The 14,088-nt window shown below is 63.6% G+C and carries 15 protein-coding genes; 7 read left to right on the forward strand and 8 right to left on the reverse strand.

The features are described 5' to 3' along the window. Positions 1-29: 29 nt before the first annotated feature. Positions 30-1,001, reverse strand: a complete 972-nt coding sequence (locus FXB40_RS05740; protein ID WP_148771239.1) for an ABC transporter permease — start codon at positions 999-1,001, stop codon at positions 30-32. A 19-nt stretch (positions 1,002-1,020) separates the two neighbouring features. Then, positions 1,021-1,773: a TetR/AcrR family transcriptional regulator gene (locus FXB40_RS05745; protein ID WP_148771240.1), complete on the reverse strand. Its 753-nt coding sequence runs from the start codon at positions 1,771-1,773 to the stop codon at positions 1,021-1,023. Between the two features lie 376 nt (positions 1,774-2,149). Here FXB40_RS05745 and FXB40_RS05750 point away from each other — a divergent pair, with 376 nt between their 5' ends. The 4 genes from FXB40_RS05750 (at position 2,150) to FXB40_RS05765 (ending at position 6,753) form a co-directional block, all read left to right on the forward strand. Then, entirely contained in the window at positions 2,150-3,763 is a 1,614-nt protein-coding gene (locus FXB40_RS05750; RefSeq protein ID WP_148771241.1) for an acyl-CoA synthetase, read from the forward strand. A 54-nt stretch (positions 3,764-3,817) separates the two neighbouring features. After that, positions 3,818-4,621 (forward strand): MBL fold metallo-hydrolase, encoded by an 804-nt coding sequence (locus FXB40_RS05755; protein ID WP_148771242.1) that lies wholly within the window; start codon positions 3,818-3,820, stop codon positions 4,619-4,621. 149 nt (positions 4,622-4,770) lie between these two features. Further along, the gene (locus FXB40_RS05760; protein ID WP_148771243.1) at positions 4,771-5,790 is read left to right on the forward strand and encodes an alpha/beta fold hydrolase; all 1,020 of its coding nucleotides are present in this window, start codon (positions 4,771-4,773) and stop codon (positions 5,788-5,790) included. A 15-nt stretch (positions 5,791-5,805) separates the two neighbouring features. Beyond that, positions 5,806-6,753 (forward strand): fatty acid desaturase, encoded by a 948-nt coding sequence (locus tag FXB40_RS05765; RefSeq protein ID WP_148771244.1) that lies wholly within the window; start codon positions 5,806-5,808, stop codon positions 6,751-6,753. A gap of 57 nt (positions 6,754-6,810) precedes the next feature. Here FXB40_RS05765 and FXB40_RS05770 read toward each other — a convergent pair whose 3' ends face one another. Beyond that, the gene (locus FXB40_RS05770) at positions 6,811-7,047 is read right to left on the reverse strand and encodes a hypothetical protein (RefSeq protein ID WP_148771245.1); all 237 of its coding nucleotides are present in this window, start codon (positions 7,045-7,047) and stop codon (positions 6,811-6,813) included. A 137-nt stretch (positions 7,048-7,184) separates the two neighbouring features. Next, a complete protein-coding gene (locus FXB40_RS05775; RefSeq protein ID WP_148771246.1) occupies positions 7,185-8,165 on the reverse strand; it encodes a helix-turn-helix transcriptional regulator in 981 nt (326 codons plus the stop codon). Positions 8,166-8,252: 87 nt separating this feature from the next. On the opposite strand from FXB40_RS05775, the gene FXB40_RS05780 reads away from it, so the two are divergent. After that, on the forward strand, positions 8,253-8,897 hold the full coding sequence (locus FXB40_RS05780) for a glutathione S-transferase family protein (protein ID WP_148771247.1): 645 nt from the start codon (positions 8,253-8,255) through the stop codon (positions 8,895-8,897). Beyond that, a complete protein-coding gene (locus tag FXB40_RS05785; RefSeq protein ID WP_246207403.1) occupies positions 8,875-9,348 on the forward strand; it encodes a DUF6157 family protein in 474 nt (157 codons plus the stop codon). The genes FXB40_RS05780 and FXB40_RS05785 overlap by 23 nt, the downstream gene beginning before the upstream one ends. Here FXB40_RS05785 and FXB40_RS05790 read toward each other — a convergent pair whose 3' ends face one another. From FXB40_RS05790 to FXB40_RS05805, 4 genes are all read right to left on the reverse strand, one after another. After that, positions 9,349-10,134, reverse strand: a complete 786-nt coding sequence (locus tag FXB40_RS05790; RefSeq protein WP_148771248.1) for an enoyl-CoA hydratase/isomerase family protein — start codon at positions 10,132-10,134, stop codon at positions 9,349-9,351. 12 nt (positions 10,135-10,146) lie between these two features. Continuing rightward, complete coding sequence (locus tag FXB40_RS05795) at positions 10,147-11,256, reverse strand: cyclic nucleotide-gated ion channel (RefSeq protein ID WP_148771266.1); 1,110 nt, start codon at positions 11,254-11,256, stop codon at positions 10,147-10,149. 168 nt (positions 11,257-11,424) lie between these two features. After that, positions 11,425-11,643, reverse strand: coding sequence for a hypothetical protein (locus FXB40_RS05800; protein ID WP_148771249.1), 219 nt, complete (start codon positions 11,641-11,643; stop codon positions 11,425-11,427). Positions 11,644-11,763: 120 nt separating this feature from the next. Then, the gene (locus tag FXB40_RS05805) at positions 11,764-13,212 is read right to left on the reverse strand and encodes a TAXI family TRAP transporter solute-binding subunit (RefSeq protein WP_148771250.1); all 1,449 of its coding nucleotides are present in this window, start codon (positions 13,210-13,212) and stop codon (positions 11,764-11,766) included. A gap of 403 nt (positions 13,213-13,615) precedes the next feature. Here FXB40_RS05805 and FXB40_RS05810 point away from each other — a divergent pair, with 403 nt between their 5' ends. After that, positions 13,616-13,963 (forward strand): DUF3307 domain-containing protein, encoded by a 348-nt coding sequence (locus FXB40_RS05810; RefSeq protein WP_177248139.1) that lies wholly within the window; start codon positions 13,616-13,618, stop codon positions 13,961-13,963. Positions 13,964-14,088: the final 125 nt, after the last annotated feature.

Genomic DNA, 14,088 nt, shown 5'->3' on the forward strand with positions numbered 1-14,088 from the left:
TACTTGTCGTGGTCGTTCTTGTCGGTCGTTCAGATATCGCCTTGCTGGGCCGTTTCTTCGTTGCGCGGATTCAGGAAAGAGTCCGTGATGACGGCGAGCAGCAGGACCACGCCCTTGATGAGATTTTGTCCGGCGTAGGAGATGTCCATGATGGTCATGCCATTGAGCATGGTGCCGATCAGCAGCGTTCCGATGATGACGTTCAGCACGCCGCCACGCCCGCCTGAGAGGCCGATGCCGCCCAGCACGACGACTAGGATCACATCGTAGATCAGCGTCGAGTTGAAGATGCGGGTCGGCATCGAATTGACGGAGGCCGCCAGCACGAGGCCGGCAAAGCAGCCGATCAGGGCGGTGATCACATATTGCAGCACGATGATCGGGCGGGAGGGAATGCCGGTCACGCGCGCGGCGTAAGGATTGTCGCCGATCGCGTAGATGTAGGCGCCCCAGCGGGTCTGGCGCAGCAGGAATGCGACCACGATGCAGGCGATCGCGAACATCCAAATCGACGTCGGAATGCCGAGAATGGTGCCCTGTCCAAGCCGCTCGAAGCCGTTCATGCCCGGGCTCCACTGCACCACATCGAGCTGGAACAGTACGGCTTGCCCAAGTCCGGCGAGCAGCAGGCCTGTTGCCAGCGTCGCAAACAGCGAGGGGACCTCGGCATAGGCGATCAGCCAGCCATTGACGAGGCCGAAGGCGATCGTGAGCAGCACCGCGACCAGCAGCGAGAACGGCAGCGAATGCCCGTTTTGCACCATTTGCAGCACGAGTCCCGGGGGTACCGCGAGCGCCGCGATCAGCGAGATGTCGATGCCGCGGCCGATCACGACGATCGCCATGGCAAGGCCGAGGATGCCGAGCACTGCCACGTTCTGGAGCAGCGTCAGCATATTGTCCGCCGTCAGAAATCCGCTCAGGAAGATCGAAAACACGAGGAACAGCAGCGCGAAAACGGCGAAGACGATCTCTTGTTGATTGAACCGGAAACGCTTCATCGCCTGGTCCTTCTGCGTTCTATGGGTGGGCCGCCTGCTTTGGCTTCGAGCGGCTCCTGACGGCCGTGCGCGCGTTGATGCGGCTGCCGTTCGACAATGCGGCGCTCACGAAAGTTCCGACGCCATCGATGTATCCGTCGATCGACGTGCCGCGTCTGCGATATTTGGCGCGTTTGACGTACCAGTCCTGGAGCAGGGGCTTGATCAGTGACGCCGTGAGCCTGACATGGTCGATTGTGAAGGCGCCGCTGGCGACGCCCTGCTTGAGCACATCGGCGATGATCTTCTCGGTCGTCGCCTCCATGTCGATCGCGCGCTGGCGTTCCGCCGGCGGAAAGGACTTCGCCTCCATGAAGGCGAAGACGAACCAGGGCTGCATCGCCTCGCTCATGCGGATGTGGGTCGCGATGATCCAGTCGAGGTGCTTGTGGGCGTCATTCCTGACGTCGTCGGGCGGCGCCGTCAGTACCTCGGTCGCCGTTGCCGCGACCTCACCGAGGATCATCGACAGCAGCTTGGGCTTGCTGTCGATATAGGTATAGAGGCCGCCCATGCTGAGGCCGGAGGCCTCCGCGAGCTGGCGCAGCGTCGTGGCGTGAAATCCCTGCTTGTTGGAGAGCGTGAGGGTGGCGCCGATGATGCGTGCGAGATTTGCGACCGCGAGCCGCGGCTTCTGCACGCGGATCGAGGCGCGATGACGTTCCAGAATGCGCGCGCACAGCGCTTCTGTCGAGAACGCGTTGGTCCAAGGTCGTCGGCGCGCGATATTCACGCTGCCTCCCAGATTTCTTCCCGGACCTTTTGGCGTTGTTATTGATCCAGGCGTGGGCTTTGCGCCCTTGTCATCATTCCTAGCGCAAAGCGTGGCCGTCGCGAAAGGGGGCAGACCAGAATTTTCTGAGAGAGCGCTCGCTCGCTTTTTCCGCGCGATGCGATGGGGCGGACCTGCTTCCCGGACAGAGGCAGGTCCATGATTGGGTGCAAACCCACTTCACCAGCGGGCAGCCGCCGCGTCAGGGCTCCGGCTGATTTGACGCGGCAGATTGCGCCGACTACGCTTTGTGCAAACTCGAAAAAGCGTAAGGGCGATGGCCTGACGAAGGTCCAGGCCGGTCGTCACGCAGATTGCAAATTCCCGGGGGGCGGAAATGTCGAGCGACATGGCAGCGACCATCTCGAAAGCGCGCGAGCATTCCATCGGGGATCTCCTGCGCCGCGCAGGCAGCCGCGAGCCGGGCAAGCTTGCGGTGAGCTGCGGCAGCGTGAGCTGGACCTTTGCCGAGATGGACGCGATCTGCAACCGGCTCGGCCGCGGCCTGCTCGGCCTCGGCGTCAACAAGGGCGATCGTCTCGCCGTGCTCTCGCGCAATTCCCATGCTTTCGCTGCCCTGCGTTTCGCGGTGGCGCGGATCGGCGCCGTGCTGGTGCCGATCAACTTCATGCTCAATCCGGACGAGATCAATTTCATCCTGAAGAGCTCCGGCGCGAAGCTGCTCGCGACCGGCCCCGATTTCGTCGAGCCGGCGCGCGCCGCGAGCGCGAAGGATTGCGCTGTCGAAGAGATGATCTGGCTGCCGGGCGAGGATCCCGCCACGGCGCCCGCGGGCCTCACCACCTTCGACGATCTGCTCCATGCCGACGGCTCGTACCTCGATGCGTCCGTCGACAGCCGCGACCTCGCGCAGATCGTCTACACCAGCGGTACGGAATCGCTGCCCAAGGGGGCGATGCTGACCCATGAAGCTGTGATGTGGCAATATGTCAGCTGCATCATCGATGGCGCCATGAGCGCGGACGACAAGTTCCTGCACGCGCTGCCGCTCTATCATTGCGCTCAGCTCGACGTGTTTCTGGGGCCGCAGATCTATCTCGGCGCTTCCGGCGTGATCACGGGCAAGCCGACTGCCGACAACATTCTGGCGCTGATCCAGGCGCACAAGATCACCTCGTTCTTCGCGCCGCCGACGATCTGGATCGCGATGCTGCGTTCGCCGAATTTCGACAAGACCGATCTCTCGACGCTGCAGAAAGGCTATTACGGCGCCTCGATCATGCCGGTGGAAGTTCTGCTCGAGCTGCAGCGCCGTCTGCCCGCCGTAAAATTCTGGAACTTCTACGGCCAGACCGAGATCGCGCCGCTCGCGACCGTGTTGCGTCCGGAGGACCAGCTCCGCAAGGCCGGCTCCGCCGGCAAGCCCGTGCTCAATGTCGAGACGCGTGTGGTCAATGTCGCGATGGAGGACGTCAAGGTCGGCGAGGTCGGCGAGATCGTGCACCGCTCGCCGCATCTGCTCTCCGGCTATTACAATGATCCCGTGAAGACTGCGGCAGCGTTCTCCGGCGGCTGGTTTCACTCCGGCGATCTCGCCACCGTTGACGCCGAGGGCCACATCACCGTGGTCGACCGCGTCAAGGACATGATCAAGACCGGCGGCGAGAATGTCGCCAGCCGCGAGGTCGAGGAGATGGTCTATCGCATCCCCGCGGTCTCGGAAGTCGCCGTGGTCGGCCTGCCCGATCCGCGCTGGATCGAAGCGGTGACTGCGATCGTCGTGGTCAAGACCGGCGAGAAGCTGGATGAAGATGCCGTCATCCAGCATTGCGCCGGCCAGATGGCGCATTTCAAGGTGCCGAAGCGCGTGATCTTCGTCGATAGCCTGCCGAAGAATCCCAGCGGCAAGCTGCTCAAGCGCGAGCTGCGCCAGCGCTTCGTCGGGGCTGATACCCTCGACAAGGCGATCCAGAAGAATTTTGCGACGTGATCTGCGAAGAGGCCGACGCACAAAGCCGTTCCGATCTCATCATGGATCATAGCCATGCCCCTCTGGACCTGCGAAACCTGCGGCGCCCAATTCCCGGTTAGTGAAAAGCCGCCAGCGGCGTGCCCGATCTGCGAGGACGAGCGGCAGTTCGTGAACTGGAAGGGCCAGACCTTCCTCACGCCCGAGACGCTCGCCGAGCGTCACCGCCTTGTCTGGCACGACGATCTCGGCCTTACGGGCATCGCGCTCGAGCCGAGCTTTGCGATCGGCCAGCGTGCGCTGCTGGTCCCCGATGGCGGGGGATACCTGATGTGGGATTGCATACCGCTGGCAATGTCGGACGCGATCGCGCATGTCCGCGCGCACGGCGGCCTGACGGCGATCGCGATCTCGCATCCGCATTACTATGGCGCGCTTGTCGACTGGAGCGAAGCGTTTGGCGGTGTACCGGTCTATCTCCACGCGGATGATCGCCAATGGGTGACGCGTCCGCATCCGTCAATCGTGCACTGGACCGGGGATCATCATCGTATCTCGGACGATGTGTTGTTGCTGCGTACCGGCGGCCATTTCGCAGGCGCCACCATGCTGCATCACGCGCGCGGCGCCGACGGCAAGGGAGCGCTGCTGACTGGCGATATCGCGCAGGTGACGATGGACCGCCGCTTCCTCAGCTTCATGTACTCCTATCCGAACTACATGCCGCTCAACGCCGCCGCGGTACGGCGGATCGCGGTCGCCGTCGAGCCGCTCGCTTTCGATCGCATCTATGGCGCCTGGTGGGGCCGTAACATCGCCGCTGGCGCCAAGGCCGCCTTCGCTGCGTCGGTGGAGCGATACATCGCAGCAATCGCCTGACGGTCGGAATTCCATTGCCTTCATTAAATAATTGTACTATTGGTACAGTTATTAAACGCGACGCAATGATGCGTTTGCTGGTCCGGCACGATCGATGCATCGTTGTTGCGGCGGGCGCGTTCTGCGGCGCGCGAGCGGGAGTTGGACGGATGGCGGGGCAGCGCGACTACGAGATCTTTGAGGCCGGCGACGTCGCGCTTCAATCCGGTGCCTTCTTCCCCGCGATGAAGCTTGCCTACCAGACCTATGGCACGCTGAGCCCGGCCGAAGACAATGTCATCCTCTATCCGACCTCGTTCAGCGCGCAGCATTTTGACACCGAGTGGTTGATCGGGCCTGACGGCGTGCTCGATCCCACGCGCTATTTCATCATCATCCCGAATCTGTTCGGCAACGGCTTGTCGTCATCGCCGTCGAACTCTGGCAACGGGCCGTTCCCGCAACTCACTTATCACGACACGATTGCGGTCCAGCATCAGCTGCTGACCGAACGCTTCGGCATCACAAGACTCGCGCTTGTCTATGGCTGGTCGATGGGCGGCATGCAGGCCTATCACTGGGCGGCGCTGCACCCCGACATGGTCGAGCGTGCCGCAGTGGTCTGTGGCAGCGCGCGCTGTGCGCCCTATAATCACGTGTTTCTCGAAAGCGTGAAGGCGGCGCTGACCGGCGATCCCGCCTTTCGCGATGGTCGCTTCGTCGAAAGGCCCGTTGCCGGCTATCGCGCCATGGGGCGCGTCTATGCCGGCTGGGCGATGTCGCACGGCTTTTATCGCGACGAGATCTGGCGCGAAGCCGGTTTCACCTCGCTGGAGGACTATCTCGTCCGCGCCTGGGACGCTGCGTTCGCCCGGCGCGACGCCAACGATCTCTTGGCGCAGGTCGGGATCTGGCAGCGCGGCGATATCAGCGCTTGCGCGGCCTACGACGGCGATTTCGATCGTGCGCTGGCAGCAATCAAGGCGCACATGCTGCTGATGCCGGGCGCGACCGATCGCTATTTCGACGTCCGCGACAACGAGGACGAGCTCGGCAAGCTGGTCAACGCGAAATCGGCGGTGCTGCATCCGATCCCGTCGCTGCATGGTCATCGCGCCGGCAACCCCGTCAACAATCGGCACGACAAGGCCTTCCTCAAGGCCGAGATCGCAGCCCTTCTCAGCAAGTAATGCAGGCATCCGATCATGACTGACGCGACTGTTTCAGAGCCCGGCCATCGCCTGAAGCCGCTGAGCCCGGCCATCCTGCGTGAACTATCGGTGCGCTCGAACCTCAGGGGTGCGGCGCAAAGCCTCGGTCATTACGGCATGATCGTGCTGGTGGGCGTGCTGATCTGGATGGTGTCGTCGCGCTATGGCGTGCTCTGGGCGCTGCCGCTGATGCCGGCGCAGGGCTATCTCGTCGCCTTCCTGTTCATGGCGGTGCATGAGACGGCGCACAAGACCGCATTCAGGAGTCGCGGCCTCAATCTTGCGGTCGGCTATCTCTCGGCCTTCATCATCGGCTTGCCATACGAATATTACTGCCTGTTCCACTGGGACCATCATCGCTACACCCAGGATCCGGCGAAGGACCCGGAGCTGATCGTCGGCGTGAAGCCGACATCCGATACGCAACTCGCGATCGCCTACAGCGGATTGCTCCAGGTTGCCGGCCGCCTCCGGCTGATGCTCGGCCATGCCATCACCGGCAAAGTGGTCGTGCCCTGGATCCCCGAGAACAGGCGCGTCACTATCGTGACTGAGGCGCGAATCTATGTCGCGTCCTACGCGTTGCTGCTCGCATTGTCGCTGTGGTTCTCGTCTGCGCTGCTGCTGTGGGTCTGGATCGTGCCGCTGATGATCGGGCAATTCTTCCTGCGGCCTTATCTCTACGCCGAGCACACCGGCTGCGAGCGCACCCGCAGCGCGTTTCAGAACACCCGCACGACCTACACTGGGGCGATCGTCAAATGGATTGCGTGGAACATGCCCTACCACGTCGAGCACCACGCCTATCCCTCGATCCCGTTTCACGCGCTACCGAAGCTGAACGGAATCGTCGATGGCGAAATCGTCTATCGCGGACGCGGCTATATCAGAACGACGCGCGAGACCTGGGCCTGGTTTCGCCGGCATCGCAAGAGCGCTTAAGCTCAACGCAAAACTCCGGCCGCAGCGCGACCGGAGCTTTGTTGTGAAGGCACGATATCAGTAGATGCCGTAGGCGCAGACATTCACGACGCGAACGCGCATGCCGTGGCGGGTCGGGACGACGCGCTCCTGGTAGCAGTTGCTGACGCCGGTGTTGACGTAGAGACCGCCATAACCGAAGCCCCAGCCGGGACCCCAGTGGTGGAAGCCGTGGGCCGACGCAGCGGTGGGCGCGAGGGCGGCAGCGCCGAGCGAGCCGGCGGCGATCAGACCAAGTGCAAGCTTGCGAAACATTCTCATTCTCCAGTGTGGCGCGAGGCCGTTGTTGTGTCCCTGCTTCTCGGTCGGGCCGAAGCGTAATTGCGTTCACACGGAGGAGGGAGAATCGTGTTTCAGGATTGTTTCGTCGGTTGCGGCGAGGTGCGCCGCCGTCAGGCTTTCCGCGCCGTGCGATAGCGTGCGGCCATCGCCTGCGTCATCTCGGCCATCTTCTCGCGGAGATCGGCGGGCTCCAACACCTCGGCCTCGGACCCGAGCCGCAGCAATTCGGCTGCGGCATGCCACGACGTCTTCCCGGTCGGCACCCTTGCGATGCGCCAGCCGTCGGCATCGATCGTTTCTTCGATCTGCGTGCGCGCCCTGACGTAAGGCTGGCTCAGCGCATCGAGCAGTTTTACGCCGAGTGGTGAGAGCCGCACGGTCGCGATGTTCGGGTGCATCTCGGCCTCGAGCCGCAGCGTCGCATCCTGCCAGTAGGCGGCGAGATCGAAATCGGCGGGACGATCGAAGCGGTCGTCGAGCGCCGTGCAGTCGAGCACGCGCGCGATGCGATAGGTGCGCACGCTACCGTCGACCTGGCCTGCGAGATACCAGCTGCCGCCCTTCAGCACGAGGCCGAGCGGGGCGACACGGCGCTGCTTCTCGGCGCGCCAGCTCTGATAGCGGATTTTGATGAGTGTCCCGCGCAGAGCGGCGCCCGCAATTGCGCGCAGATGTCTTGGCTCGTCCGTCTCGCCGAACCAACCGGGCGCGTCGAGGTAAAAACGCTGCTGCATCCGGCCGGCATCTTCGCGCAAGTTCGCGGGCAGCGCCGCCATCAGCTTGTTCTGTGCGGCGATCATCGCGGCATCCAGCCCCAGCGCCGCCGCCGGGCCCGGCAATCCCGCCAGGAACAGCGCGCCCGCTTCGCTCTGCGACAGCCCGTTGAGGCGCACGCGATAGCCGTCGAGCAGGCGGTAGCCGCCTTCTGCGCCGCGGTCGGCATAAACGGGGACGCCGGATGCCGCGAGCGCATCGATGTCGCGATAGATCGTGCGTACCGAGACCTCGCAGGCCTCGGCAAGTTCGGGCGCGGTGACCTGCCCCTTGGCCTGAAGGGTGGTGAGGATCGACAGCATCCGGCTCGCGCGCATGATGTCTTAAACCATACCTGACACATGATGTCAGGTATGGTCGGCTACAAGCGCGTCCATCGCAAGCCGGCCCAAGGGAGATCCGCCATGACCGATCCGAACCGCATCACGCTGTATTATTCGCCGCAGAGCCGGGCCACCGGCACGCGCGTGTTGCTGGAGGAGCTCGGCGCGCCCTACGACCTTCACGTCCTCAACATGAAGGCCGGCGAGCAGCGGCAGCCCGCCTATCTCGCCATCAATCCGCTCGGCAAGGTGCCGGCGGTCCGCCATGGCGAGGCGCTGGTGACCGAGCAGGTCGCGATCACCATCTATCTCGCCGATCTGTTTCCGCAGGCGGGGCTGACGCCCGCGCTCAAAGATCCGCTGCGCGGTCCCTATTTGCGCTGGACCGCCTACTACGGCTCCTCCTTCGAGCCCGCGCTGATCGACAAGTTCATGCAGCGCGAACCTGCGCCGATCACGCAGTCGCCCTACGCCGATTACGACACCATGCTGGGCGCCCTCGAGACGCAATTGTCGAAGGGGCCGTATCTGCTCGGCGAGCGGATGACGGCTGCCGATATCTTGTGGGGTGTTGCATTCAGCTGGACGATGATGTTCGGTATCGTGCCGAAGAAGGATGTTTTCGTCCGCTATGCCGAACGCATGACCTCGCGGCCCGCATTCCAGCGCATCAATGCGGCGGATGACGAGATGGCGGCGCAGCATGCTGCTGCTGTTGGGGGTTGAGCGATTCACGTTGCAGATGACGAAGCCAATGCACACCACCAACTGCTTCAACACCTTCATCCAGGTTGCTGAAGACTGTCCTGCGCGTACTGGCGAGGAACCGCTGCTGCGTGCGGGAAAGCCGACGGTGGCGTGCCTGCAATACGGGATGATCGCCAAGGCACCCTACAAATACACGTCCGACGATGTGATCTTCGCGACGTCTGCCGCGGGACGCGCGCTCGATATGAAGGCGACGAAAACGGAGAAGCATGCGGCCCGTGAAGTGTTCTTCTCCCGGGGGCAGGCGTGCATGAGGGCGTCGAGCCTGGGCAAGCGCTTCGGCTGGGGCGTTCATGCCGACAGTGAGGGCCGGATCGCGATCTACGCCGTCGACAGCAAACGCTATCAAGCGCTCGTCCGCGATCCCGTGCTCACGCAAGTGCGCGCGATGCGGTCGAAGCGGGCGTGATCAGAATTTTGGCGGCCGCTTCTCCGCGAACGCCTTGATGCCTTCCTTGATCTCGTCGCCGCGCATGCTGTCGCGGTGGCGCTGATCGGCGGCGGCCTCATCCAGCTCGCCGCGGGCGAATTCGTTGATGGCGCGCTTCATACCGCGCATGGCCTGCGGCGCGTTTCCGGCGAGGATGTTGGCGAGCTTGTCGACTTCCTCGTCGAGTGTTTCCACCGGCACCATGGCGGTGAGATAGCCGATCCGCAGCATCTCCGGCGCACTGATCTTCTGTGCAGTGAGAAACAGCTTCTTGGCGTTGTCGACGCCGAGCCGCGTCACGTAGCGTTTGATGCCGCTCCTGTAATAGTGCAGCCCGAGCCGCGCCGCCGGCATGAACATTTCGGCGGTGTCGACGCCGATACGGAAATCGCAGGCCAGCGCGAGGTCGGTTGAGCCGCCATAGACGCCGCCATTGAGCCGGCAGATCGTCGGCACGCCGAGGTCCTCCAGCCGGTTGACGACGATCTCGAAGGCCGAGCCCGCGCTCTGTTGCTCGTTGGCGCTCACCGCCCGATCGGCGACCGAATTGAGATCGTAGCCCGCGGAGAAGGCGCGTCCCGTGCCGGTCAGGACCAGCACGCGGATATCAGGATCGGCCTCGACCCGGTCGAACAGCTTGACCAGTTCGCCGAGATCCTCCGCCTGAAGCCGGTTGAGATGCTTGGGCCGGTTCAAGCGAACGGTGGCGCGCGCACCATCGATTTCGAGCACGGGGCCGCTGGCCGCGTCGGCTGTGTCCGACATTCTTGTCTCCATTTACTTGTTTTCGAGCGTGCGGCGCTTCGCTTCGGCGTCGATCGTCTCGGCGAGGTCTGGGTGCCGCGCCATCAGCACGCGGAAGTCGACGAGGTCGAGCACCAGCAGCCGAGACACTTTCGTGGTCGAGACATTGGCGCCGCGCATGTTGTTGCCGAGCAGCGCCATCTCGCCGAAGAAGGCTCCCTCGCCGAGCTGAACCTTCTTGCCGGGGAGGTCGACCTCGACTGCGCCGGCGGCGATGAAATACATGCAGTCGCCCTGCGCGCCCTTGCGGATGATCATGGTGCGCGCCGGCAGCTCCATGGTGCGCAGCATGTGGGTGACGTCGGCGATGGCTGCGGGGCCCAGCGCCGCGAAGAACGGCACCTTGCTGACCGATTCCCAGGTCTTGAGGAAGTTGTCGCGACGTGTCTCCGCCGCGAATCCGGTCGCCAGAATACCGGTCCAGAGGCCGAACACGCCGAGACCGGAGATCATCACCAGCGCCGCGACCATGCGGCCGAGCGGCGTGACCGGCACGACATCGCCATAGCCGGTCGTGGTCAGCGTGACGACCGCCCACCACAGCGCGGCAGGGACGCTGCCGAACGTCTGCGGCTGCACGTCCCGCTCCAGAAAATATTCGGCGACCGAGGCCAGGAAGACCACCATCAGGAAGATCACGAGCACGCTGAGCAGCGGCCCCGATTCCAGCACCAGCACACGGCGGAGCTGGCGCAGGCCGGGAATGCCCGGCACCACCTTCAGCACCCAGAGCACGCTCAGCAGCCAGGCGGTCTTGGGCTCGGCGCCGAGGACCAGGGCGACCGGCACGGCCAGCGCCCCCAAGGCGTCGACCAGCCCGGCGGAGGAGGACATATAGAGGCCCAGCCGCCCCTGCCGCGCCATGTGGCGCAGCCGGACCAGCCATTCGAACACGAAATAGACCAGACAGGCCCACAGCAGGAAATCGACCCAGCGATGGGCCGCCTCGTAGGCCGGATCGAGCGTCAGCAACACCATGCTGACCACGCCGACGGTCACGGCCACATAGGCCGCCTTGGTCATGTTGCGGCCGGCCGTGGCGGCCACGAACTGGGCCAGAGCGGGAAACATCGGCTTGGACATGCGGAATGGCGGCTCGATCTTGGTGCTCGCGGTCCCGGGCTGGGACTTCGGCGCCAAAGTGCCCGCCCGCACCGGAGCCGTCAACGACGGGGCGGGCAGCCGGACCATCCGTCCGGATCAGGGCGCAGATGCTTGGTCCAAGGGCTAGGAAGGTGCCGGGCTTGCTGGCTATTTGAAATGTGGAGGTTCGTCATAGCCGCGGCGGCTGCTCGGGAACAGCAGCATCATGAGGCCGACGCCGACGACCACGGAGAACCCCGCTCCCAGCGCCAGTGCCACATAACCTTCCGTCGGGATCGGGTCGCCCCCGACCGACATGGCCGAGTAGGCGAAGTAACCAACCGCAACCAGTATTCCCAGCAAGATGATGAGAAGGAGTAGACGCATGGTGCGTTCTCCGGTTGTGCTGGGAGCCAACGGTTGCGGCCGGGAAACGGTTCCAGGGGCGGCAAGCCACGATTCGCCAAAAGCAGGCGAGCACCCGACATCAAGGCGCGAATCGATAGGTCAGGCACTCTGAGCTGTCTTCACCACCACCACGTTGCTGTCTTCGGGCGGGGGAAGGGCGGCAGGGATGGTCGCCTTTTCGATTTCGCTGGCGTGGCGCTTGAGGTAATCGCGGCGCATCCCGATCTCGTCGCGGACGAATTCGTAGCCGAGCTTGAAGGTATCGAGCCCGTCGGTACTGATCGTGCCGTCACGCAAGCCGATTACCGCGCCGCGCAAGATGCCCTCGAGCTCGTCCTGCAGGCATTCGAGCTGATCCAGCGAATGGGCGTGCTCGATCTGCTCGCCGATATCGAGGATGGCGGTGGAGAGCTCGCTCGCCTTCTCCGGCGCGACGCGGGTGATCTTGGCGTAGATCGCGGCGAAGATCGAGCCGATGACGCTGAGCGCAGCGGCGCCCAGATACATCATATCGCTGTACTTATCCATGAACGACTTGGTGTCGTCGTTGATGTAGTCGGCGGCGCCCTGATGCGCCATCACGTAGGCGTCCTTCTCGACGGAGGCCGGTTCGATATGGGTGGCAAAGCCGCTGTCGAGCCCGAGCGCGGACTTGTTCTCGTAGACGATGCGCGCGAGGTCGCCGGCGGTGGTCGCCGACATCTTGGATTGTGCAACCAAGAGCCATTCAAGCCCGATCGTGTCGAGATCGTCGTCGGGAATCTCGGGCGACGCGGACAGCGTGCCGGCTGTCAGCGTCTCGTCGGAAATGCCTGGGAATTTGCGCGCCAGGGCCTTGGCTTCGTCGATTGCATTGAGCGTGAAGCCGCCGCGCTTGGCGACCTGCTCATAAGCCTTGTCGCGCACGGCCTTGGAGGCGTGGACGACGGCAATGACCGCACCAAAGCCGCTGGCCGGCGCGAACAGCTTGTCCAGCGTCGCGCCCTGCGGCGCCATCTGGATCTTCGCGGCGTCGGGGCTGTCGGCGGGAATGTCGAGGATGCTGCGGACGAAGGCGAGGGACGACTCATTCTCGGCGAGAACGGCGACCTTCTTCTTTTTGAGCTCGGCGAGCGACTTGATCTTCTTGTTGCCGGGGCCGAGCAGCAGCACGAGATCGTGCTCGAGGATCGCGAGCGTGCGCGCCCGCAGCGGCACCTTGGCGTCGGTGCGCAGGACGGCAAGATCGGCCTGCCTGCGATCGAACTGCGCGAGCGCCTTGGCGTTGTCGGCGTTGTTGACGATCTTGATCCGGAAACGCGAGGCGGTGTTCTTCAGCAGTGTGGCGAGCTTGGTCGCGAACAGTGCTTCGTCGCTGTTGGGAGCGCCGACGGCAAAGGTCAGCGTCTCCGAATTGTGCAACCAGGTGCGCCCGGCCCAGACGGTGGCAAGCGACAGCAGCAGGGTCAGCACGACATACAGCAGGACCTGCTGCTGGTTGGTCTTGATCACCTTGGGACGCCGTGGCGGCGGAAGCTCGGTCGACGAGGTCGGGCCTTCAGCACTCATGGCAGCACTGGCCTTATTCCTAGGGTGGCGGGCGGCACGGCCATCGCCGGCGGCACGCTCGAAAAATTCGTAAGCGTCTGAAAAAAGAACGATATTCCTCTACCTGAGGATGATAGCGCTCCAGCGGGAGAATGCAAATTCCGCGCCGAAGGTAACCTTACCCAACCAATCCGCGTCGTTTGGTCATGCTATCACCGTTTAGCCACAGTTGGCGATTTTCCAGTTCCCCCGGCTGCATTCCGTCGCGGGAGATGTCATAAATCAGCAGTCCCTATGATCTGACGGGTCCAACAAGAAGTTGCGCTGAACGCTCCATTTTTTTCTTTTTAAGTCAACGAGGGCGTCAGCTTTGTCGTTTCCACCTCTGTCATCGGCGGTTCCGGTCGAAGCGCTCATTGGCTGGATGTTGTTGCTTACCTTCAAGCACATCATCGCCGATTTCGTGCTGCAGACCGCCTGGATGGCACACGGTAAGGACCAGAAGCACGGCTGGGCTTTGCCGCTTCTGGTGCACTGCCTGATTCACCTTGCGGTTGCGCTGCCGCTGATCCTGATCGTCGCGCCGAAATTCTGGTTCGTGGCGCTGATCGACTTCGTCATTCACATCACGATCGACCGCGCCAAGGGACTGGTCTCGGCCAATTTCGGCGTCAACCAGGAGCACCCCTGGTTCTGGACCCTGATCGGCGTCGACCAGGCGCTGCACCACCTGACCGGCTTCGGCCTCTCCATCTTTATGGCGGCGAACTGAGGGTAGTGGCCTCGAGGCGCGGTGGCGGATTTCGTAGCCCGGATGGAGCGCAGCGCAATCCGGGGTCGTGCCACGCACTGCCACCTTCCCGGATTTCGCTGCGCTCCATCCGGGCTACGCAGCTC

The organism is Bradyrhizobium rifense (assembly GCF_008123425.1).
GTDB classification, from domain to species: domain Bacteria; phylum Pseudomonadota; class Alphaproteobacteria; order Rhizobiales; family Xanthobacteraceae; genus Bradyrhizobium; species Bradyrhizobium rifense.

What these genes read in the sequence shown, in the direction of transcription:
- FXB40_RS05810 (WP_177248139.1), top strand. Translation starts at nt 13,616, where the DNA reads ATGTTGTTGCTTACCTTCAAGCACATCATCGCCGATTTCGTGCTGCAG.
- FXB40_RS05785 (WP_246207403.1), top strand. Translation starts at nt 8,875, where the DNA reads ATGCTGCTGCTGTTGGGGGTTGAGCGATTCACGTTGCAGATGACGAAG.
- FXB40_RS05770 (WP_148771245.1), bottom strand. Translation starts at nt 7,047, where the DNA reads ATGTTTCGCAAGCTTGCACTTGGTCTGATCGCCGCCGGCTCGCTCGGC.
- FXB40_RS05795 (WP_148771266.1), bottom strand. Translation starts at nt 11,256, where the DNA reads ATGTCCAAGCCGATGTTTCCCGCTCTGGCCCAGTTCGTGGCCGCCACG.
- FXB40_RS05790 (WP_148771248.1), bottom strand. Translation starts at nt 10,134, where the DNA reads ATGTCGGACACAGCCGACGCGGCCAGCGGCCCCGTGCTCGAAATCGAT.
- FXB40_RS05765 (WP_148771244.1), top strand. Translation starts at nt 5,806, where the DNA reads ATGACTGACGCGACTGTTTCAGAGCCCGGCCATCGCCTGAAGCCGCTG.
- FXB40_RS05740 (WP_148771239.1), bottom strand. Translation starts at nt 1,001, where the DNA reads ATGAAGCGTTTCCGGTTCAATCAACAAGAGATCGTCTTCGCCGTTTTC.
- FXB40_RS05805 (WP_148771250.1), bottom strand. Translation starts at nt 13,212, where the DNA reads ATGAGTGCTGAAGGCCCGACCTCGTCGACCGAGCTTCCGCCGCCACGG.
- FXB40_RS05800 (WP_148771249.1), bottom strand. Translation starts at nt 11,643, where the DNA reads ATGCGTCTACTCCTTCTCATCATCTTGCTGGGAATACTGGTTGCGGTT.
- FXB40_RS05780 (WP_148771247.1), top strand. Translation starts at nt 8,253, where the DNA reads ATGACCGATCCGAACCGCATCACGCTGTATTATTCGCCGCAGAGCCGG.
- FXB40_RS05760 (WP_148771243.1), top strand. Translation starts at nt 4,771, where the DNA reads ATGGCGGGGCAGCGCGACTACGAGATCTTTGAGGCCGGCGACGTCGCG.
- FXB40_RS05775 (WP_148771246.1), bottom strand. Translation starts at nt 8,165, where the DNA reads ATGCGCGCGAGCCGGATGCTGTCGATCCTCACCACCCTTCAGGCCAAG.
- FXB40_RS05750 (WP_148771241.1), top strand. Translation starts at nt 2,150, where the DNA reads ATGTCGAGCGACATGGCAGCGACCATCTCGAAAGCGCGCGAGCATTCC.
- FXB40_RS05755 (WP_148771242.1), top strand. Translation starts at nt 3,818, where the DNA reads ATGCCCCTCTGGACCTGCGAAACCTGCGGCGCCCAATTCCCGGTTAGT.